Genomic DNA, 20,041 nt, shown 5'->3' with positions numbered 1-20,041 from the left:
AGGGAGAAAGAGCGCCAAGTGCTGGCACGCGGCCACGCCTTGCGCCCCCCGATTTCCGCTGTCACCCTTCGGCCCGTTCTTCAAGGATCAGAAGAAGGAATCAAGGATTGAGTGGCTACATTCCCAACCCGCCTAAAAACTATCGCAACAAAGGAACCGACCCCGTCGATATTCATGCCCAGCGTTGGGCTGAATATGAGAAACACGGGAAGGAACCGGCATCGGCACGTGAAAAAATTGGCATAGCCCTGCGGATCGGAGTGTTCTTCGATGGGACGGGGAATAATGCCAATAACGCTGCTGCGGGTTTACTTTGCGGTGCCCATCATCCCATTGCTGCTCAAGATATTGATGCCAGTTGCAAGCCGTTCATGAAAGATCCGGACAGCAGCTACGGTAATGACACCAGCAATGTGCAGAAACTGAGTGACTTGTACTGCGCACCTCAGAAAGCCGAAGGAGAGGGCTCGCAGAAGCAAGCCTTTCGCATGGTGTATGTCGAGGGGATCGGTACTCGCTCAGGCATGGAGGACAGCACGCTTGGGGCGGGCACTGGTCGAGGTGAGACGGGGGTTGCAGGTCGTGTTCAGCTTTCGTTCGCAGAGATTAAATCGCGCATTGAAGATGTGCTGGATGAACATCCGAATTGTGAAATCACCTCTCTGACGTTCGATGCATTCGGCTTTAGTCGTGGCGCCGCTGCTGCTCGACATTTTGCAAATGAAGTCGTGCGTGGCGAACAAGGGCCTCTCGGTGAAGTTTTGCGCAGCAATGCCAATGACCTCAGTTCAACTTTCAATGCTCAGTACAAAAGCAGTATCAACATGGGCTTCATTGGCCTGTTTGACACAGTGCCGTCAATCGCCGGATGGTCCAATCTGGGCAATATCAAAAGCCCCGTCGCAACGGGTATCAAGTTGTACCTTGATCGTCGTTTCTTCAGTGATGTCGTCCAGCTAACCGCTCGCGACGAGTGCCGCGCCAATTTCGCCCTCAGCCGCGTCAAGCCAGACCATACGGAAATCACTCTGCCGGGTGTTCATTCCGATCTTGGCGGTGGTTATCTCGAAGATGCACAGGAAAATGTGCTCGTAAGTCCTATGCAAACCCTCGATGTGTCTCAGAGTACTGATGTCACCACGACCTCTATTTACCGTGATGCGGTAGCGGCCAGAGAACAGTGGATTGGCAAAGGATGGCCAGCAGAAATGCTCGAAATCGTCACGCCTGATGCGGCTCCTATACCGAGTAACCTGCGAGATAGACTCAGTCCACGTGCGAAACGTATTTATGCGGCCGTCCAGCTCAAGCGACCTGTCAGCGGCATGCTGTCCAGGGTTTACCTGCGAGTGATGCATCACTTGGCAAAAGAAAAAGGTGTTCGCTTCAACGATGTTCCCGGGACCGCTGCCTTGGCTGTTCCCTCAGAGCTGTAAGCGCTGTGCGATCGGTTTCTGAGCGGTGACTACAGCACCACCCCGCAAGAAGAACAATTACTGAAACTGAAGTACATTCACACGTCCGCAAACTGGAATCATCCCCTTGGGCGAAGAGATGGAAGTGGTATCAGAGCCGTCTACATTAACGCTCCAACGGCAGACTCGATTCGCGTGCAACATCCTCACGTACCTGACTGGACACTCTGGTAATGAAATTCCTTGTCACCCTGCTCTGCGCGTTGTTCATGACCGGTTGTCAGTCTGCTGACCCACTGTCAGCAAAAAATGACCCCAAGTCTGAATGGTGGGAATTAGCTTTCACTGAACCGAATTACATGAAGGTTTGGGTGGAAGACAGCTCTGTGCAAGACATTACGGGCAAAGTCTTCTTCAGAACAGGTGGAGGAACAGCAGCAGGCGGAGAGCCTGACGATGGAACCGAGTCTGCCCGTGGTTGGACAGGCGTGGGCGGTAGCGGAAAACGCGTTGTAGGTGCTGACTTACCAGTTCGTATCTACGTTCGCTGGCAATCAATTGTGGAACAGAAAACCTGGCAGGCATGGGTGGATATACCGGAAGAGGCCAGACAAATAATGGTGAAGTCCACAAGCCAGCGCTGCCCTGAAACACCGGAGAAAACTGCGCGGTTCATGGCCTCGGTTTATTTAGGGCTGGCACCAGGTGGAGTGGTACAGGTTTGGGTGAGAGATTCGTGTCGACGCCCGATCAAAGTGGCCCGAATGCAAGGTGAGATCGAACCACTGGGCCCGGAGCAGGGGAAGAACGAAGGACGTTACGCGTATCCAGTCAGTGAGAAGTCCAAGCGCTACATCGAGAAGTACGGCATTCCGTATGGCAGTTGGTAATTCTTGGATATTGGGGATGAGAGGGCAAGTTTTAAAAAATAATTCCCTTCCCATTTTTCCTTTATGGAACCTGGATACTGGATGCTGTTTTGAAAATCGTGAAATCTACTCGCTTTGATGATGTTGACCATGATCTTGGGTATGAATACCGTGGTTACAAATACGATGTACAGAACGAAGAGAATGTGTTTCTGATTAGGGTTTACGATGACGAACCCGGTCAGGCGACGGTAGTGCGTCCTACGTCAATGTCTAAAAACGAGAACCTTAGAGCACTTGTCGAATTTTTACAGTCCGAGCTGGAAGTTTCCAGAGTCTCGCTTTACAAGGGAGATGTTGGGTGTTACGCCGAGATTGATCTTGATAGTTTGACCTTCAATCCCATCTGAAGCCGGCCTTTTAGTAGGGAGAGGACAGACCTATCTCTCGAAAATAAATCTGTCCCCTGTAGTATTTTGTCCCTTGTAGTATTTTGTTTAGTGGAATGTTAGTTAATGCCTAACTCTGCTAGAAGCTTTTTCGCGGTGATTTTTGGACCAAGCTTGTTGAACGCGTCAGCTACTGTGTTGTAAGCCCTGATTTTCATTGCGTCAGTGTTATCTTTCGCATCGACGTCATAACCTAGCTCTTTCAGTACTTTGACCTTAAAGCCAAAGCCCTCCCATCCAGGGCCGCCTAGCGAGGATAGTGCGCCTTCAATCTTTGAGTGGTTTGGAAGGGAACCTTCAAATTTATTCAGATCCTCAATGCTTACATGTTCGAGCATGATTCGTTCCTCTTTAGTAGTGCTTGGTATTGTTTATGGATATTTTTTGTCAAGCTATAGGCTTCGGGACCACTGTCCGGGACTTTTTGCTATTTTCCGAGAAAGCCGGCATGCCAGATTTCCCCTCCACTTGCGATTTCTTACTTGATAAATAAAGTGCTTTTAAAGTTTATCGAGTGATGATATTGACGGCCGTACTCCCCAGCCGCTCCCCATTAATCACCACATGTACCGCATGCACCCCCGCATAATGCTTCCTCGTAGTGAAATCCTTAATCACCTGTCGCCGCGCCACAACCTCACTCCCATACCCCGCCAGCTCCAACGTCTTCAACTTGAAAACCTTGGCCGAAGTCCCGCCATTCGCCTTCACATAGTCAATCGCATAATCAATCACCAACCGCTGTTCCACCGGCACCAACGACCGCACGGTAAACGACAATGTAATCGTATCCCCAAGCCGCACAACCGCCGGCTCCACTTTCACATCCAGCAATTCAACCTCAGCCTTCGCCCCTGCGCCTATAACCGTGAGCGCCCGCGAATTCCCCTGTTTGATCAAACTCCGCAACGCATGTCTGGCAATCCACGCCGTGTGCCTGTTCTCCAGTGACCACCCCTCAACCGTATCCAGCACCCATTCCGGATGCTCCTTGGTTACATCATTCAAATGATTCGCCACGGACTTGCGCACGTACAAACTTTCATCCGCCTTCAACCGGTCGAGAATCCCGGCAGCCAACAGCGGATCCGCCTGCACCGGTTCCAGCCGAAACGACCACGGCAGGCGAGGGCGGCTGCCTTCGCTGGCTAGTCTTCGGACGTGGTGGTTTTCGTCTCGGGTCCAGTCGTGCATCAGTTCCAGCGAGCGTTCCAGGTCGCTGCGCAGGAAGTGGCGGATGGCGAATTCGGAGGAGCCGAAGGTGGTGAAGTACTTCAGGGCTTCCATTGATGTGTCGAACGCGTGCGCGCCGTAGCACGCGACGTAGTGCGGCAGGCACATGCTGACGAAGCCGCTGTTCAGGCGTGGGGCAAGTTCGCGCAGCACAGCGAGGGAATCTGCGTAATCCAGCGGCAGCACCGCGTGCAGGCTTTCGCTGACGCGGGCCATGCGTTGCATGACGGAGAGGTCGGCGAGGCCGTCGTTGGCGTGCTTGAGAAATGCCTTGGCCTTGAACGCCGGGTACACGGCGCTCATTTCTGTGGCGATGTGTTGCAGGCGTTCGGCGTTGAAGATTTCTTTGAGGGCCGGGGCGGCGGTTTCGGTGGCGCTCATGGTCAGGTCATCGGGGTGTCGATGAACGCCTGGGTGCTTTCGGCGTACGCGGTGTATTGGGCGATGCGCGGGAAACATTGAGCGTCGATCTGGTCGGGGACGACGAGGCCGGTGAAGCTCCAGGCGACGGCGAGGGTGATGCCGTCCTGTTGGAGAGGGCCGTCGGTGGGCAGCGGGTGTTTTTCGAGTTCGTGTTCGAGGGCGGTGAAGGCGGCGGCGAGTTGGCCTTCGACGCGTTCGACCCACGGCTGGTATTGAATGTCGGCCGGGCGCAGGTTGCGTTCGTAGTAGAGCTGCACGGCTTTTTCGCAGGCGGCAAGACCGAGGCCGATCAGGCGCAGGGCTTTGACCCGTTGGGTCAGGTCGGTGGGCAGCAGGGTTTTGCCGGACAGGGCTTCGAGGTAGTCGAGGATCAGGGTCGAGTCGATCAGCACTTCGCCGTCATCAAGGACCAGGGTCGGCGCCTTGACCACCGGGTTGATCTGCTGGAAACGTTCGAAGTGGCGGAACACCGAGACCGGGTCGTGTTCCAGTTCGACCCCCAGGCATTTGGCAGAGATCGCCACGCGGCGCACGTAAGGGGAGTCCAGCATGCCGATCAGTTTCATGACGCGTTCCTTCTAGTCGAACCGGGGAGGGCATAACGTAGCCGAGGTTGGGGGGATTTGTCAGTCTTTGGGAAGGGCTGGTGTCGCGGTCAACGACTGTAACGAATTGCGACAAAGCGCCGCTCGTCTGACGTTTGTCTTCTATATACAGCCGCTCGACTGAATTTCTTGCTATAAACGCACTCCGATGAGCGCTGTGAAGCCTGTGTCAGAGCAGTTTCCGGGCCTTGTCGGACAAATTCCCGGTATTTACAGTTGCTGAGGCCTCAAACGGGCCTTAGACTGCCGCCCCTTCGTAAATTGAGTGCCGGGTGGCGTTTGCAATAAACGATGCCTTTCCGATGACCGCAGGCGGTTCGCCGGAACGCTCCCTAATTCGCCTTAATGCACGTTTTTTATAGAGATATCAATGACAAAGGACAAGTTGCTGGCCATGCCGGCAGATGACTACATGAATGCCGAGCAACACGCTTTCTTTCAAGAGCTGTTGCAGAACATGAAAGTCGAAACCCATGAGCGCATTGAGCAGAACCGTATTGCCATCGAAAGCCTGGACACCCCGGCTGACCCGGCGGACGCCGCATCGGTGGAAGAAGAGCGCACCTGGCTGGTAAACGCGATCGATCGCGACCAGCGCATGCTGCCGCAACTCGAGCAGGCCCTTGAGCGTATCAAGGAAGACAGCTTCGGCTGGTGCGACGACAGCGGCGAGCCGATCGGCCTGAAACGCCTGCTGATCAGCCCGACCACCAAGTACTGCATCGAAGCTCAAGAGCGTCACGAGCAGATCGACAAGCACCAGCGTCAGGCCTGATTCCTGAGGCGACCCCTTCAATGCGGGTCGTCGCGAAAAGATCGCAGCCTTTTGCAGCTCCTCCGGGAACTGCAAAAGGCTGCGATCTTTGCTTTTTTTCGTCTGCCGGAAAGTCTCCCCGCCATTCCATTGACCTGCCACAGACCCACGACTAACGGACCATGGATAATGGCGTTGTAGTGGCGTTTAATGCAGTCACAACAATGAGAACAAGCGTGGGGTAACGAAATGACGAGAGATGGATCTCTGGTTGCGGCTCTGCCTGCACCAGTTGTTTTGCCGAAGAATCGCTGGCTGACGCCGACCCTGCAAAGCATCGCTTTGATGCTGTTGCTGGCCGGAATGAGCCTGGGCGAATGGCCCTTGTACATTGGCATGCCGCTGGCGGTGCTGATCGTCTGGCTGCCGCGCCTGCGTTCCCGGGCGGTCCCCGATGCGCAACCGGTCGACAGCAGCAACGCGATGTCCGAGCTGACTCGCGATCTTTCCTACACCACCAGCCATAACGCGCTGTCAGCCGCCGGCGTGGCATTTTCCGTCAAGGAATTGGCCGGCAAGCTGCAATCGCAACTCGACGCCGCCGCGCAGATCGTCAACAACGCTGAAGTGATGATCGCCACTGAGCAAGCCACTTCGCAGCTCAGCCGTGAAGCCTTGGGCGCTGCCAGCGAGGCCCACCACAGCAGCGCGGCGGGGCGCACCGAGCTGGTGGATTCCATTTCGCGCATGCATCAGCTCAGCCAGCGTGCCAATGCCAGCCGCGAACTGATCGAAGCCTTGAGCCAGCGCAGTGACGACATTCAGCGCGTGACACTGGTGATTCAGTCCATCGCCAGTCAGACCAACCTTCTGGCATTGAACGCCGCCATCGAAGCGGCCCGGGCCGGCGAGCACGGTCGTGGATTTGCAGTGGTCGCGGACGAGGTACGCGGCTTGGCGGCGCGTACCGCGACGGCCACTGGCGAAGTGGGCGAGATGGTCGCCGACATCCAGCAACGCACGGCGCAGGTGGTGGAACAGATTCGGCAGCTCTCCGACGATTTGCACATGGGTGTCGAGCAAGTCGAACACACCGGTCAGCACCTGGCAAACATTGCGCGACTGGCGGCCGGGGTGGAAACCCAGGTTGGCGAAATCGCCCGAGGCGCGGAAACCAATCGTGAACAGCTCGACAGTCTGTTCACCGCCATCGAACAGATGCGCAGCGATCTTGCGATCAGCGACCAACAGACCCGGCGTCTGGCCGAGGCCGCAGTGCAGATGGAAGGACAGGCAGAAACCATCAGCGAACGTCTGGCAGAAGTCGGGCTGGATGACTATCACCAGCGTATCTACGATCTTGCCCGTGAAGGGGCCAGTCAGATTGCCGCGCGGTTCGAGGCCGATGTCGAGCAGGGACGCATCAGTCTTGAGGACCTGTTCGACCGTCAGTATCAGCCGATTCCAGACACCCAGCCCGCCAAGTTCCAGACTCGTTTTGATCGCTACACCGATCAGGTGCTGCCGGCCATCCAGGAACCGTTACTGCCGCGCCACGAAGGCCTGGTGTTCGCCATCGCTTGCACGCAGCAGGGTTACGTGCCGACCCACAATCAGGTGTTCAGCCAGCCACTGACCGGGGATGTGCAGGTCGATACCGTGAACAATCGCACCAAACGCAAATTCGCCGACCGCACCGGCATCCGCTGCGGCAGCCATCAGCAACCGGTGCTGTTGCAGACCTACACCCGCGATACCGGCGAGCTGATGCACGACCTGTCGGTGCCGATCATGGTCAAGGGCCGGCATTGGGGCGGGTTGCGTCTGGGCTATAAACCGGAGAAGCCGCGCTGAGCCATTGTTGCCGGAACTGCAATTAAGCTGTGCAGCGGAGTTGCTGTTTCCTCTTGATCCAAATCATTAACATGCCCACATAGTTAGGTTGCTAATGAAATTGGGAGGTCAACATGCAATGCAGAGTCGATGTCGCGGTGATGATCGGCACCGGTGTACCCGCCGGTCTGCGCGCGATGGGGCAAAGTGTCTGCTGGGTGGTGCTGCTCAATGGCGAACGCCGGGGCACTGCGTTTGCAAGTCGTAACGAGGCGGAAGAGTGCAGGGCTGCATGGCTTGCGCAATTGAGCGCTGAAACCGGTGACAGCCTGCACTGATCAAGATTACTTGCCCCGGTGCAGGCGCACATTCAGCTCATCGACCATGATGGCTTCCTCGCCATCGGCCCGCAGCCACTCCTTGAGCATTTGCGCCTGTTGTGGGCTCCAGAAGTCGGCGTCGATCAGCTTGGTATCGGCATCCAGCGGATGGGCTTCGATGAAGTCGTCGATCGCCGTTTCCTCCGAAGGCAGCCCTAATTGATCGAACAGGGTTGTCAGGTTGTAGGCAGGCAGTTCCATGGTGTGCTCCTTGAAAGATGGCGGGGTCGATCTCTCTTTATCTGAGGTGCTCGCTGGCCAGGAGTTCGATCCGGGATTCAAGTGAACGGGCGAGGGCGCAAGCGGCGTTGTGATTCTCACGGAAACCTCTGACAAGCCCTGTCGACTTTTCCCTGATATGGAAAAAGCCGTTGCCCGCCGGGATGACCTGAAACAACGGCGCCTGACCGCAAGACTCGATTGCCGGAACAGTCTCGAAGGCTGGAGTGTTCAAGGCAAAGGCGGGTTCGTGAGTCACGGCAAAATGCGTCATAGTGCACATATGAAGTCCTTTTCATGGTTTGGCCCGCATTTACAGGGTGTTGCGGGTAGTCGCGAACAGCATCGCTGCTCTAGAATCGCCAACACCTGTTGACGGCATGGCCCTATCTAAAGCAATTTTTTGCGTGCGATATGTCGGAAAAGTGCTTTTGTTGGTGAGTTTTTTCCCTAAAGTTCGTAGTCAGTTTTTTCCTGGCCGGCCGTGACGCGTTTTCCTTCAACATTTGGAGAACGTCTTTGCAGGTTTCGCGAGTGGCATTCCAGTAGTCTTGTGCAACTCGCGTTGAATGAGCACTTCGCTCCCTCAGGCGTATATTCGAGTCATCGCGCAACACCTTCGGCCCGGCCGACTTTTTTTGCTGTGCGCGCTTTCGCGTATGGCACTCTTTTCAAGTGTGGGGATGTTTCTTTGGCAGTCAGTAACCTCGATATGCATGCTTTGTTCGTGCTGGGTGATTTGCGGGCAAAGCTGGTCAAGCAGTTTCAATCGCGTTTTGTTTACATCACCGAGCAAAACGCCGAAGGCATTTACGTTGCCGAGATCGACACCGAAAGCGCATTGGTGGTCGATGACAAACCTGGCCTCAAGCTCAAGGTCGGCGATCATTTCAGCGCGTCGGTACTGCCCAGCCGTGAAGGCGGCAAGATGGACATCCGCTTTCGCGAAATCAAAATGACCGTGTACGGTCTGGGCGACTACGCGTTCGTCACCACGGCCGATGGCCACGCCATCGTGTTCAAGGAAGGCCACAGCGCGGTTACCGTGTTCGCCGCCAATGAACAACTGCAGGAAGGCCTGACCAAAACCTTGAAAGCCGTCACCGCCAAAGCCGCCAAGTGGCGCAAGGGCGAACTGGTGACGTTCAAGGCCAGCGAGTGAGCCGCGCCGATTTCCATTTGCAGAACCTCGACAGCGCCCGCGAGGAAGCACGTCGGTTGTTCACGGCAAAGGCTGAATTGAAGGGTGCCTGGCTGGGTTGGGTCGCCTCGCAAATCTACGCCTTGCAGCCTGCGGAATACGCCAGCATGGTCAGACGCGAGCTGAAGAGCCTGCAGGAAATGTCTGAAAAGTAGCCTCGTGCGTGTCATGCCCCTGAAAAAGCAGGAACCTCGTCTACAGTCAGTTGACTGAGTATTCAGAGGCTTGCGGTCTTCTGTCAGGCCATCCTGCTATTGCTGTGAACGGCACGAGGTGCAAAAGCATGAACGGATTTCGACGGTTGCTGGCTGCTGGGTTGACCACATTCGGCCTGATGACGGTGGTGCCTTCGGTGAGCGCGGCACAGGCGCCGATTCACTTTGCCGATCTGAACTGGGAAAGCGGCAGCCTGATCACCGACGTCCTGCGGATCATTGTCGAGAAGGGCTATGGCCTGCCGACCGATACCTTGCCGGGCACCACCATCACCCTTGAGACTGCGCTGGCCAACAATGACATTCAGGTCATCGGCGAAGAGTGGGCCGGGCGCAGTCCGGTATGGGTCAAGGCCGAGGCCGAAGGCAAGGTCGCCAGCCTGGGCGATACGGTCAAGGGTGCCACTGAAGGCTGGTGGGTGCCGGAGTACGTGATCAAGGGCGACCCGGCCAAGGGCATCAAACCCTTGGCGCCGGATCTGCGCAGTGTCAGCGATCTGAAGAAGTACAAGGACGTGTTCAAGGATCCGGAAACCCCGAGCAAGGGCCGGTTCCTCAACAGCCCGATCGGTTGGACGTCGGAGGTGGTGAACAAGCAGAAGCTCACGGCTTATGGCTTGCAGAATGACTTCACCAATTTCCGTAGTGGCTCCGGTGCTGCGCTGGATGCCGAGATCAGTTCATCGATCCGCCGCGGCAAGCCGGTGCTGTTCTATTACTGGTCGCCGACACCGTTGCTCGGCAAGTTCAAGCTGATCCAACTGGAAGAGCCGCCGTTCGATGCCGAGGCCTGGAAGACCCTGACCGACGCCGACAACCCCAATCCGAAACCGACCCGGTCACTGGCCTCGAAGCTGTCGATCGGGGTGTCCACGCCGTTCCAGAAGCAGTATCCGCAGATCGCCGAGTTCTTCAGCAAGGTCGACTTTCCGATTGATGATCTGAACAAGGCGCTGGCCGAGATGAGTGAAAAACACACGCCACCTCGGGATGCGGCGACAGCGTTCATGAAAGCGCATCCGGATGTGTGGCAGGCGTGGCTGCCGAAGGATGTGGCAGATAAGGTTTCAGCTGATTTGAAATAGAGGTCGTACCGATGGGCCTCATCGCGGGCAAGCCCGCTCTCACAGGTTTTTCGGTGTGCTCTGAGCGTTGAAAACACATCGATTCCTGTGGGAGCGGGCTTGCCCGCGAAGCTTTTAGAAGCGGGTTTGCACAGCCAGCTCAAAGGTGCGCGGTGTGCCGAGGTAATACGCCGGCGACACATGGGCGAACTCGGCATACACCTCATTCGTCAGGTTGCGCACCCGTCCGGTCACAGTTGTGTGCGAGTCCACCTTGTAGCTGAGAAAGCTGCCAAACAACGTGTACGACGGCACGGTCATGGTGTTGGCCGTGTCGGCGAACACCGACGCCACGTACCGTGCATCGACCCCGCCTTGCCATTGCGGCGAGAAATCGTAGGTCAGCCACAGATTGCCGACCCGGTCCGGCACGTTGGTCGGTGTATTGCCCTTGCGCGAAACCACCACACCGGCGGCGTTCTTCTCGTTGAACTCATCGTATTGCGCATCGACCCAGGCGAAGTTGCCTTCGGCCAGCAACTTGTCGGTGATCCGCAGCGAGCTGGCAATCTCGATGCCCTTCGAAGTCTGCTGGCCGACCGGAATGCTGCTGGTCGGGTCCAGTGGATCCGTCACTGCGAAGTCCTTGCGCTCGATGGTGTAGGCGGCCACCGTCGCCGAACCGCGCCCGTTCAGGTAGTCGAACTTGCTGCCGATTTCCCATTGTTTGCCGGTCGAGACGTCGAAGTCCTGGGTGCCACTGGGTTGCTCGGCGGCGGTGCTGTATTGCACGTACACATTGGCTGACGGAATGAACTGATACGTCAGGCCGACACGCCCGGTGACCGGTTCCCAACTGCGCTTCAAATGACGCGGGTTGCTCGCGGTCACAGTGCGATGGTTGGTCACGTCGAGGTCGATGTCGTCATAGCGAAGACCGGTCAGCAGCGAGAGCTTGTCGGTCAGTGCCAGGCGGTTTTCGCCGAACAGCGCTTTGGTCGTGACTTCGTTGGTCTTGTCGCTGACGAAACCCGGCATCGTTCCGGGGATGTCATAGAAATGCCCCGGTCGGTAGTTGTTCGGGTCCACCGCGCTGGCGCCTTTGACGTTCAGCGGCGAGTTGGTGGTCTGGTTGACCTTGTACTCGAATCCGCCGGACCAGGTGGTGTCGAGGCCGAACAGGGTGTTGTCGTGGCGCAGTTCGAACTGGTTGCCGTTCTGCTCGCCCTGATGTCGCACCTGATACGCAGTGGAGCGGTTCACCGCGCTGTTGTCGGCGTTGTATTGATAGGTTTCCAGGTTGCGGTAATCACGCTGACTGTCGAGGTGATAGAGGGTGTTGCGCAGGGTGGTGCTGTCGTTGATCCGGTAATCGATGATCGAGCGCACCCAGATCGTCCGCTGCTCGTAGCGGCCGTCCTCGACGTTGTAGTTGTTGAAGCGGTTGTGCTTGTCGATCTTCAACTCGCCGGCCTTGGGACTGAGCACCGGCGTGCCCCAGTACGGGCTGTCCTCGTGTTCGTCCTGATATTCCAGGGCCAGGGTGTGCGACAGGTTCGGCGTCAGGTCACTGAGCAACGAGAACGCCGCGCTCCAGGCATCGCGTTCCTGGCGGTCGATGTAGCCGTTGCTGGTGTTGTGGCTGACGTCGAGACGCGCGTAGTGCTGCACGTCGGCGCCGGGGTCGGTCAGCGCGTGATTGAGGCCGAACGCGGTTTCGGTGGTGTCGTAGGTGCCATAGCTGACCCGGCCTTCAATGGCTTGCTCGTCGCGGGTGGCCAGTTTGGTCACGTAGTTCAGCGAACCACCGACCGAGCCGGCGCCGTTGATCAACGATGACGGGCCGCCGACCAGTTCCACCCGATCATAAATCCATGAATCCACGGGGCGCGCCAGCCCGCCGGAAACGTTGACGCCGTTGAACATCTGGGTGATCTGGCTGCTGGTGAAACCGCGATAGGAGACGAATCCGCCAAAGCCCGGCGGTGCAGCCTGTGCGGCTGCCTGTCCGTCAACGTCTGGGCGCAATCCACCGTGGATCTGGCGCCGATCACTATTGACGGCGAGTCCGGCGCCGAACCCGGCCTGAGCCTCGACCAGTCCAGCGGCATGGCCTCGCGCCTCGGCCTCAGCGTGCGTGACACCCCGGCCTCGGTGGCCATTGCCAACCGCAGTGACATCGAACGTCGCGGTTCGCAAAACTTTCAGGACGCGGCCAACACCTTGCCGGGTGTGAACGCCAGTGCACAGCAAGGTAAGTTGTTTCATTGATTGAATCCTGAATGCTTGTTCTCGGAGTCAGCGCACAGGCGAACGCCGCGCGTTGGCGCAGTGGGCTGACAGATCAAAAAGGCAAGGGCACTCAGGCGAGCGGCGGGGCGCGGGGATTGGCCGAAGGCCAGATAAAGCGGGCAGGAAGGTCGGCACTGACGATGGCCGGCAGCGGCGGGCTGTGTTGTTCCGGCAGAATCGCCAGGGTCAGGCTGGAGTTGAACGCCGGGCCCATGCCTCCGGTGGAGCAGAGCGGACAGCCGAAGGCTTTGGCCAGGGTTGGCAGTTTTTCTTCGGCGGGATTTGAGGCGAGCGGCGCCTGGGTGCTCGGGTCGACGGCACAGAACTGTCCGCCGATACCGTTGAGCTGCATGCCGACCATTTGTCCGTGACCGATGCTGCAGGCGAACACGTTGAACAGGACGCAGCAATAGAGCATCCAGGCCAGCAGTGAGCGATCGGTACGGGTGAATTTCATGGGGCGGCACTTTACCGCACCGCCGATCGGTCGTGCACATGGAAAAATGCCGACTAGGATGTTTTGTTCAAATCCCTTTCAAGGATTCTCGACCATGACCTTTGTGTTGGCTCAATGGCTGGTGACGACATTCGCGGTGATCAGCCTGATGCATGTGTATTGGGCGATGGGTGGGCAGTGGGCGGCCGTTGCGGTGGTGCCGCAGGTTCCGGTGGATAACGGCGGGCTGACCCTCAGGCCTGCGTTCAAGCCGTCAGGCTGGATCACGCTGGTGGTGGCGGCAGCTCTGCTACTGATTGCCGCACTGGTGTGCATGCGAGTGGGGTGGTGGCTGCCCGCCGTGCATCACTGGGCGCTGCAATGGGTGATCAGCGCGATTGCGCTGTTGATGTTTGCGCGGGCGATCGGCGATTCGGAGCTGGTGGGTTTTTTCAAGGAAGTGAAGGGATCGAGGTTTGCCCGGCTCGACACTTGGGTTTACTCGCCGCTGTGTCTGATATTGGGAGCCGGGCTGTTGGCTGTCGCCTGGATCTAGCTGCCGGTTTCAGTACGCCGGCTGCTGACCTCGGCCGGCACGTCATCCCCGGCCATGCGCTTGCGGAACAATGCCGCCCGCGCCAGCAGCAGGGTGGTCACTGGCACGGTGATCGACAGCAGAATCGGGATCAGCCATGCGTGCAGCACCGGCCCGGACTTGAGTGCGGAAAAACAGATGATCGAGGCCAGCGCCACGCACCACGCGCCGAGTGTCGAGGCCAGCGCCGGCGGGTGCATGCGCTGGAAGTAATCCTTCATCCGCAGCAGGCCGGTCGCACCGATCAGGGCGAAAATACCGCTGAGCACCAGCAGAATTGCCACCGGGATTTCCACCCACAAAGACAGTTCAGCGTTCATTCGATCACCTCGCCACGCAGGAGGAATTTCGCCAGGGCAAACGAGCCGACGAAGCCGAACAGCGCGATCAGCAGCGCCGCTTCGAAGTAGGTGTCACTGGCATAACGAATCCCCAGGGTCAGCATCATCAGCATGGCGACGATGTACAGGTAATCCAGCGCCAGTACCCGGTCCTGCGCCGACGGGCCTTTGAACAGGCGCACCAGCGTGAGGACCATGGCCAGGGAAAACAGGAACAACGTCAGCAGAATCGCGTTCGACAGCAGCGGGCTCATTCGAAAATCTCCATCAACGGCCGCTCGTAAGTGACCTTGAAGTGCTGGATGAACTGCGCCTCGTCATCCAGATCCCAGACGTGCAGCAACAGAATGCTGCGATCCAGCGCCAGTTCCGACCAGACTGTGCCGGGAATAACCGTGGTGATCATCGACAATGCTGCCAGGCCGTTGGCGTCGCGCAGGTCCAGCGGCACCTTGATGAAGCGCGAGCGAGGCGGGCGGCGACCGGCGTTGAGCACGCCCCAGGCCACCTGCAGGTTCGAGACGATCACGTCACGCCCGACCAGCAGAAACAATCGCAGGATCGTGCCCGGGCGGCGGATGTGGATCCGCTGAGGGCGCAATTTGCGCATCATCAGCGGGGCGCAGAAACCGAGTACGGCACCCAGCAGCAGGTTGCCCGGGCTGACCGACAGGTTCAGCACCAGCCACAGCAACCACAGCGCAAGCGACAACCACGGAGCCGGAAACAGACGCTTCATGGTTGCACCTCCAGCAGCGCAGCCTTGGCTTCCGGGCTCGGCACGGCGCGGGTGCCGAGTACCGCCATTACGTATTGCTGCGGATTGTTCAGGGCATCGGCCGCTGCCTGGGTGTAACGCAGCAGTGGTTCAGCCTTGAAGGTCAGCGCGATGCTCAGGCCGAGCAGCAGGAAAATCGGTGTGCATTCCAGTTTGCGCAGCAGCGGCGACGGTCGCTCCTCGGGCGACCAGAAGCGCTGGATCCCCAGGCGCGAGAACGCCATCAGCGAGCCGAGGCCTGTAAGAATCAGCAAGGCCAGTAAGCCCCAGGCGGCATTCGAGATCGGTTCGCCTGCGCCGAGGCCCAGTGGATTGAGCAGGGCGCCGATCAGGTTCAGCTTGCCGATGAAGCCGGACAGCGGCGGCATGCCGATAATCAGCAGCGCGCAGGCAATGAAGCTCAGACCGAGGAACGCCATGGTCCATGGGATCACCTGACCGACCACCGCTTTCTGATCGTCGTCGAGGTTGATGCCCTTGACCGGACGCTGCCATTCCTGCGGACGTGGCAGCAGTTCGTTTTCATCTTCCAGCGGCACTTCGATGGCGGTACGCGAACGTTCGATCAATTCGGCCAGCAGGAACAGCGCACTCAGCGCCAGGGTCGAGCTGACCAGATAGAACAGCGCGGCGCCGATCAGGTTTGGCTGGGCGAAACCCACGGCCGACAGCAGAATCCCTGCCGATACCAGAATGCTCAGGCTGGCCATGCGTTCCAGGCGTTGCGCGGCAATGATCGCCACGCCCGCGCCGGCCATGGTCGCCATGCCGCCGTAGATCAACCAATCGCCGCCAAAATACGCCGAAGCGCCGGCCTGGCCGGAGAACAGCAGCGTCCACAGGCGCAGCAAGGTGTAGACACCGACCTTGGTCATGATCGCGAACATCGCCGCGACTGGCGCGCTGGCCGACGAGTAGGCCGGCACCAGCCAGAAGTTCAGCGGCCACATGCCGGCCTTGGCCAGGAACGCCACGGCCAGAATTCCCGCGCCGGCGTGCAGCAGGCCACGGTCGGCCTCCGGCACCAGCGGGATCTTCAGGGCCAGATCCGCCATGTTCAGCGTGCCGGTCACACCGTAGATCAGCGCCGCGCCGATCAGGAACAGCGACGACGCCAGCAGGTTGATCGAGATGTAATGCAGCCCCGACGACACGCGTGCCCGGCCCGAGCCGTGGAGCAGCAAACCGTAGGACGCGGCCAGCAATACCTCGAAGAACACGAACAGGTTGAACAGGTCTGCGGTCAGGAACGCGCCGTACAGCCCCATCAACTGAATCTGGAACAGCGCGTGGAAGCTCGACCCGGCGCCGTCCCAGCGGGCCATGGCGAACAGCAGGGCGCTGACGCCAATGATTCCGGTCAGCACCAGCATCAATGCCGACAGACGATCGACCACCAGCACGATGCCGAACGGCACCTGCCAGTTGCCCGGCAGATAAACCCCAATCGAACCGGGCACGCCGGTGGTCTGGGTCCATTGCAGCAGCATCACCGAAATGCCGAGGCCGAGGAGGCTGGAGAACAGGTTGATTTTCGCCTTCAGCGGACGGTGCTTTTCGCCGAGCATCAGCATGATGGCGGCAGTCAGCAGCGGCAGCAGAATCGGTGCGGCGATCAGGTGAGTCATCGCCGTCATTCCTTGGGCTCCCTTCCGTCAACGTGGTCGGTGCCGGTCAGGCCCCGTGAGGCCAGCAACACCACCAGGAACAATGCGGTCATGGCGAAGCTGATGACGATGGCCGTCAGCACCAGCGCTTGGGGCAGCGGGTCGGTGTAATTGAGCAGGTCCTGCGGCACGCCGTCCTTGATGATCGGCTCCTTGCCGATGAACAGGCTGCCCATGCTGAAGATGAACAGATTGACGCCGTAGGACAGCAGGCACAGGCCCATCACCACCTGGAACGTCCGTGGTCGCAGGATCAGCCAGACCCCGGACGCGGCGAGCACGCCGATGGCGATTGCAATGACTTCTTCCATCAGACGGCTCCTTTGGCGGCAGCGGTTTTATGGCCCCGGACTGATTGGTGGGCGAGGGCGGTGAGGATCAGCAAGGTCGAGCCGACCACCACGGCGTAGACGCCGATATCGAAGAACAGCGCGCTGGCGATATGGATGTCACCCAGCAGCGGCAGGCTGAAGTGCCAGGTGTGGGTGGTCAGGAACGGATAACCGACCGCCATCGCCCCGAGGCCGGTGACGGTGGCGAACAGCAGGCCGGTGCCCATCCAGCGCAGCGGCCGCAGGCTCATTTGTGCCTCGACCCACTGAGTGCCGGCGACCATGTATTGCAGGATGAACGCCACCGACATCACCAGACCGGCGACGAAACCGCCACCCGGCTGGTTGTGCCCGCGCATGAACAGATAGAACGACACCACCAGCGCAATCGGCAGCAGCAGGCGCACCAGCACCGCCGGCACCATCATGAAACCGAGCGCGGTGTCGCTGGCCGAGCGCGGGTTGACCAGATCGGTGACCACGTCGGGGGCGAGCAGGCGCTGTTGGGCCGGCAGTTGCAGGCTTTCTTTCGGCGGGCGGAAGCGACGCAGCAGGGCGAACACGGTCAGTGCCACGGCGGCGAGCACTGTGATCTCACCAAGGGTGTCGAAACCACGGAAATCCACCAGCATCACGTTGACCACGTTGCTGCCGCCGCCCTCGGGCAGGGCGCGACTCAGATAGAACGAGGAAATGTCGTTCGGCGTCTGCCGGGTCAGCATCGCGTAGGACAGCAGCGCCATGCCGCCACCAACGGCAATCGACAGCAGCAAGTCGCGCAGACGTCGAACCCGCGCCTTGCGCAGGCTGCTTGGCAGCGGCGAAACCTCTTCGATCCGCCGTGGCAGCCAGCGCAGGCCAAGCAGGATCAGCACGGTGGTCACCACTTCGACTACCAGTTGCGTCAGGGCCAGATCCGGTGCCGAGAACCAGACGAAGGTCACGCAGGTCATCAGGCCGCAGACACTGACCATGGTCAGTGCGGCGAGACGGTGATACTTGGCCTGCCACGCAGCACCCAGGGCGCAGGCGATTGCCAGCAGCCACAGGGTCACGAACACGATCGAGCCCGGAATCTTCGGCCGGTCGCCCCAGCTCAGGCTGCTGTGCAGCATCGGGATCAGCCCGGCCAGCACCGCCGCCAGGACCATCAGGAACAATTGCGCTTGCAGGCGCTTTGTGCCGATTCGTCGCTCCAGGCGTCGAGCCAGGCGCATCATCGCCACCAGACTGCGCTCGAACATTCGCTTGCCGTTGAGGCGGCCCGCCAGCGGCGGATACTTGAAGCGGCCACGCTTGAGTTGGTTGCGCAGTAGCAGATACAGCACGATGCCGCCGGACATGGCGATCAAACTCATGATCATCGGTGCATTGAGGCCGTGCCAGATCGCCAGGCTGTATTCCGGCAGCACGCCGCCCACCACCGGCAAGGCGGCAGCGGCGAGCAACGGGCCGACCACCTGGGCCGGGAAAATCCCCACCAGCAGGCAGGTGAACACCAGCAACTCAACCGGTGCACGCATCCAACGAGGCGGTTCGTGCGGGGTGTGCGGCAGGTCGGTGGCGGTCGGGCCGAAGAATACGTCGACGGTAAATCTCAGCGAGTAGGCAACGCTGAACATCCCGGCAATGGTCGCGACGATCGGCAGGCTGGTTTCAACCCAGGCGGTGGCATTGATGAACACGGTTTCGGCGAAGAACATCTCCTTGGACAGGAAACCGTTGAGCAGCGGCACGCCGGCCATGGACGCACTGGCGACCATCGCCAGGGTGGCGGTGAATGGAATCAGTTTGAACAGGCCGTTGAGCTTGCGGATGTCGCGGGTGCCACTTTCGTGGTCGATGATCCCGGCGGCCATGAACAGTGAAGCCTTGAAGGTCGCGTGGTTGAGAATGTGGAACACCGCTGCCACAGCAGCCAGCGGGCTGTTCAGGCCCAGCAGCAGGGTGATCAGGCCGAGATGGCTGATGGTCGAATAGGCCAGCAGCCCTTTGAGATCGTTCTGAAACATCGCGCAGTACGCGCCGAGCAACAGCGTAGCAGCGCCGGCGCCGCTGACGATGTAGAACCATTCTTCGCTGCCGGACAGCGACGGCCACAGGCGGGCCAGCAGGAAAACCCCGGCCTTGACCATGGTCGCCGAGTGCAGGTACGCCGAAACCGGTGTGGGTGCCGCCATCGCGTGGGGCAGCCAGAAGTGGAAGGGGAACTGGGCGCTTTTGCTGAGGGCGCCGATAAGAATGAGCGGAAGCAGGATGGGGTAGAGGGCATGTGCGCGAATCAGATCGCCGGCGGCCAGGACCTTGTCCAGGTCATAGCTGCCGACCACATGGCCGAGGATCATGACCCCCGCCAGCAAGCACAATCCTCCCGCGCCAGTCACCATCAACGCCATGTAAGCACCACGGCGGGCGTCGTGACGGTGGTGCCAGTAGCCGATCAACAGGAACGAGAAAAGGCTGGTCAGCTCCCAGAAGAATACGATCTGGATCAGGTTGCCGGAGATCACCAGCCCGAGCATGGCACCCATGAACGCCAGAAAGAACGCGAAGAAGCGCGGCACCGGATCGTCCGGCGACATGTAATAACGGGCATATAAGGAAACGAGGGTGCCGATGCCCAGCACCAGCATCGAGAACAGCCAGGCGAAGCCGTCCATGCGCAGGACGAAGTACAGGCCCAGGCTGGGCAGCCAGGTGAATTCTTCGCGGATCACGCCGCCGTGGGCGATCTGCGGGTACAGCATCGCGACCGAGACAGTGCCGATCAGTGCGACCAGACCTGCCAGCAGGGATTCGGCGTTACGTGCGTTGTGCGGCAGCACGGCTGCCAGACAGCTGCCCAGAAAAGGCAGAAGCAGTAGAACTATCAGGGACATAGGCTTCTAATCTGCGGAAGTTTGTGAAGCATCATACGTGCCAGCTCCCGGATCGCCAAAC

At 59.2% G+C, this 20,041-nt stretch carries 21 protein-coding genes and 3 pseudogenes; 11 read left to right on the top strand and 13 right to left on the bottom strand.

Translation table 11 applies throughout. The annotated features are described in order from the left end of the window. Window positions 1–107: 107 nt before the first annotated feature. The 3 genes and pseudogenes from CAF80_RS14130 to CAF80_RS14120 all read left to right on the top strand — a co-directional run bounded on the left by CAF80_RS14130 (window position 108) and on the right by CAF80_RS14120 (window position 2,694). A pseudogene (locus CAF80_RS14130) lies at window positions 108–1,649 on the top strand (phospholipase effector Tle1 domain-containing protein). Further along, window positions 1,649–2,305, top strand: a complete 657-nt coding sequence (locus CAF80_RS14125) for a DUF2931 family protein (RefSeq protein WP_074688718.1) — start codon at window positions 1,649–1,651, stop codon at window positions 2,303–2,305. The pseudogene CAF80_RS14130 and the gene CAF80_RS14125 overlap by 1 nt, the downstream one beginning before the upstream one ends. A 98-nt stretch (window positions 2,306–2,403) precedes the next feature. Then, the gene (locus CAF80_RS14120) at window positions 2,404–2,694 is read left to right on the top strand and encodes a hypothetical protein (protein WP_254778412.1); all 291 of its coding nucleotides are present in this window, start codon (window positions 2,404–2,406) and stop codon (window positions 2,692–2,694) included. 98 nt (window positions 2,695–2,792) lie between these two features. Here CAF80_RS14120 and CAF80_RS14115 read toward each other — a convergent pair whose 3' ends face one another. The 3 genes from CAF80_RS14115 to CAF80_RS14105 all read right to left on the bottom strand — a co-directional run bounded on the left by CAF80_RS14115 (window position 2,793) and on the right by CAF80_RS14105 (window position 4,955). Then, window positions 2,793–3,071: a hypothetical protein gene (locus tag CAF80_RS14115; RefSeq protein WP_074688714.1), complete on the bottom strand. Its 279-nt coding sequence runs from the start codon at window positions 3,069–3,071 to the stop codon at window positions 2,793–2,795. A gap of 169 nt (window positions 3,072–3,240) precedes the next feature. Continuing rightward, a complete protein-coding gene (locus CAF80_RS14110) occupies window positions 3,241–4,347 on the bottom strand; it encodes a DNA alkylation repair protein (protein WP_085667580.1) in 1,107 nt (368 codons plus the stop codon). A 2-nt stretch (window positions 4,348–4,349) separates the two neighbouring features. Then, on the bottom strand, window positions 4,350–4,955 hold the full coding sequence (locus tag CAF80_RS14105; protein ID WP_039767049.1) for a glutathione S-transferase: 606 nt from the start codon (window positions 4,953–4,955) through the stop codon (window positions 4,350–4,352). 409 nt (window positions 4,956–5,364) lie between these two features. Here CAF80_RS14105 and CAF80_RS14100 point away from each other — a divergent pair, with 409 nt between their 5' ends. The 3 genes from CAF80_RS14100 (at window position 5,365) to CAF80_RS14090 (ending at window position 7,919) form a co-directional block, all read left to right on the top strand. Next, a complete protein-coding gene (locus tag CAF80_RS14100; protein WP_039767046.1) occupies window positions 5,365–5,769 on the top strand; it encodes a TraR/DksA C4-type zinc finger protein in 405 nt (134 codons plus the stop codon). A gap of 228 nt (window positions 5,770–5,997) precedes the next feature. Further along, entirely contained in the window at window positions 5,998–7,602 is a 1,605-nt protein-coding gene (locus tag CAF80_RS14095) for a methyl-accepting chemotaxis protein (protein WP_085667581.1), read from the top strand. A gap of 113 nt (window positions 7,603–7,715) precedes the next feature. After that, window positions 7,716–7,919, top strand: a complete 204-nt coding sequence (locus CAF80_RS14090; protein WP_074688708.1) for a hypothetical protein — start codon at window positions 7,716–7,718, stop codon at window positions 7,917–7,919. A 6-nt stretch (window positions 7,920–7,925) separates the two neighbouring features. Here CAF80_RS14090 and CAF80_RS14085 read toward each other — a convergent pair whose 3' ends face one another. Beyond that, the gene (locus CAF80_RS14085) at window positions 7,926–8,162 is read right to left on the bottom strand and encodes a DUF2789 family protein (RefSeq protein WP_039767041.1); all 237 of its coding nucleotides are present in this window, start codon (window positions 8,160–8,162) and stop codon (window positions 7,926–7,928) included. A gap of 37 nt (window positions 8,163–8,199) precedes the next feature. Then, complete coding sequence (locus CAF80_RS29075; protein ID WP_074688706.1) at window positions 8,200–8,463, bottom strand: hypothetical protein; 264 nt, start codon at window positions 8,461–8,463, stop codon at window positions 8,200–8,202. A gap of 408 nt (window positions 8,464–8,871) precedes the next feature. Between CAF80_RS29075 and CAF80_RS14075 the strand changes: the two genes are divergently transcribed. The 3 genes from CAF80_RS14075 (at window position 8,872) to CAF80_RS14065 (ending at window position 10,681) form a co-directional block, all read left to right on the top strand. After that, window positions 8,872–9,342: a hypothetical protein gene (locus CAF80_RS14075; protein WP_007950541.1), complete on the top strand. Its 471-nt coding sequence runs from the start codon at window positions 8,872–8,874 to the stop codon at window positions 9,340–9,342. Further along, on the top strand, window positions 9,339–9,536 hold the full coding sequence (locus CAF80_RS14070; protein WP_039767035.1) for a hypothetical protein: 198 nt from the start codon (window positions 9,339–9,341) through the stop codon (window positions 9,534–9,536). The genes CAF80_RS14075 and CAF80_RS14070 overlap by 4 nt, the downstream gene beginning before the upstream one ends. Window positions 9,537–9,664: 128 nt before the next feature. After that, window positions 9,665–10,681: an ABC transporter substrate-binding protein gene (locus tag CAF80_RS14065; RefSeq protein ID WP_039767033.1), complete on the top strand. Its 1,017-nt coding sequence runs from the start codon at window positions 9,665–9,667 to the stop codon at window positions 10,679–10,681. Between the two features lie 114 nt (window positions 10,682–10,795). On the opposite strand, the pseudogene CAF80_RS14060 reads toward CAF80_RS14065, so the two are convergent. Further along, window positions 10,796–12,652 (bottom strand): annotated as a pseudogene (locus CAF80_RS14060) (TonB-dependent receptor); the annotation flags it as partial. On the opposite strand from CAF80_RS14060, the pseudogene CAF80_RS14055 reads away from it, so the two are divergent. Further along, window positions 12,617–12,916 (top strand): annotated as a pseudogene (locus CAF80_RS14055) (TonB-dependent receptor plug domain-containing protein); the annotation flags it as partial. The pseudogenes CAF80_RS14060 and CAF80_RS14055 sit on opposite strands and share 36 nt — an antisense overlap. Before the next feature lie 106 nt (window positions 12,917–13,022). Here CAF80_RS14055 and CAF80_RS14050 read toward each other — a convergent pair. After that, on the bottom strand, window positions 13,023–13,409 hold the full coding sequence (locus CAF80_RS14050; protein WP_011334690.1) for a DUF2946 domain-containing protein: 387 nt from the start codon (window positions 13,407–13,409) through the stop codon (window positions 13,023–13,025). Window positions 13,410–13,503: 94 nt separating this feature from the next. On the opposite strand from CAF80_RS14050, the gene CAF80_RS14045 reads away from it, so the two are divergent. Next, window positions 13,504–13,944, top strand: coding sequence for a DUF3995 domain-containing protein (locus CAF80_RS14045; RefSeq protein ID WP_074688700.1), 441 nt, complete (start codon window positions 13,504–13,506; stop codon window positions 13,942–13,944). On the opposite strand, the gene CAF80_RS14040 is transcribed toward CAF80_RS14045, so the two are convergent. From CAF80_RS14040 to CAF80_RS14015, 6 genes are read right to left on the bottom strand one after another with little or no spacing between them, the layout of a single operon-like run. Next, on the bottom strand, window positions 13,941–14,303 hold the full coding sequence (locus tag CAF80_RS14040) for a Na+/H+ antiporter subunit G (RefSeq protein ID WP_064379433.1): 363 nt from the start codon (window positions 14,301–14,303) through the stop codon (window positions 13,941–13,943). The genes CAF80_RS14045 and CAF80_RS14040 overlap by 4 nt on opposite strands. After that, window positions 14,300–14,578, bottom strand: a complete 279-nt coding sequence (locus CAF80_RS14035) for a K+/H+ antiporter subunit F (protein WP_011334688.1) — start codon at window positions 14,576–14,578, stop codon at window positions 14,300–14,302. Before CAF80_RS14035 ends, CAF80_RS14040 begins: the two co-directional genes overlap by 4 nt. After that, a complete protein-coding gene (locus CAF80_RS14030) occupies window positions 14,575–15,063 on the bottom strand; it encodes a Na+/H+ antiporter subunit E (RefSeq protein ID WP_039767025.1) in 489 nt (162 codons plus the stop codon). Before CAF80_RS14030 ends, CAF80_RS14035 begins: the two co-directional genes overlap by 4 nt. Next, complete coding sequence (locus CAF80_RS14025) at window positions 15,060–16,739, bottom strand: monovalent cation/H+ antiporter subunit D (RefSeq protein ID WP_039767023.1); 1,680 nt, start codon at window positions 16,737–16,739, stop codon at window positions 15,060–15,062. Before CAF80_RS14025 ends, CAF80_RS14030 begins: the two co-directional genes overlap by 4 nt. Continuing rightward, on the bottom strand, window positions 16,736–17,080 hold the full coding sequence (locus CAF80_RS14020) for a Na+/H+ antiporter subunit C (protein ID WP_003192163.1): 345 nt from the start codon (window positions 17,078–17,080) through the stop codon (window positions 16,736–16,738). The genes CAF80_RS14025 and CAF80_RS14020 overlap by 4 nt, the downstream gene beginning before the upstream one ends. Continuing rightward, complete coding sequence (locus tag CAF80_RS14015) at window positions 17,080–19,980, bottom strand: monovalent cation/H+ antiporter subunit A (protein WP_085667582.1); 2,901 nt, start codon at window positions 19,978–19,980, stop codon at window positions 17,080–17,082. The genes CAF80_RS14020 and CAF80_RS14015 overlap by 1 nt, the downstream gene beginning before the upstream one ends. Window positions 19,981–20,041: the final 61 nt, after the last annotated feature.

This window comes from Pseudomonas sp. B34(2017) (assembly GCF_002112915.1).
GTDB classification, from domain to species: domain Bacteria; phylum Pseudomonadota; class Gammaproteobacteria; order Pseudomonadales; family Pseudomonadaceae; genus Aquipseudomonas; species Aquipseudomonas pharyngis.
This window is presented reverse-complemented; position numbering and strand designations above follow the sequence as displayed.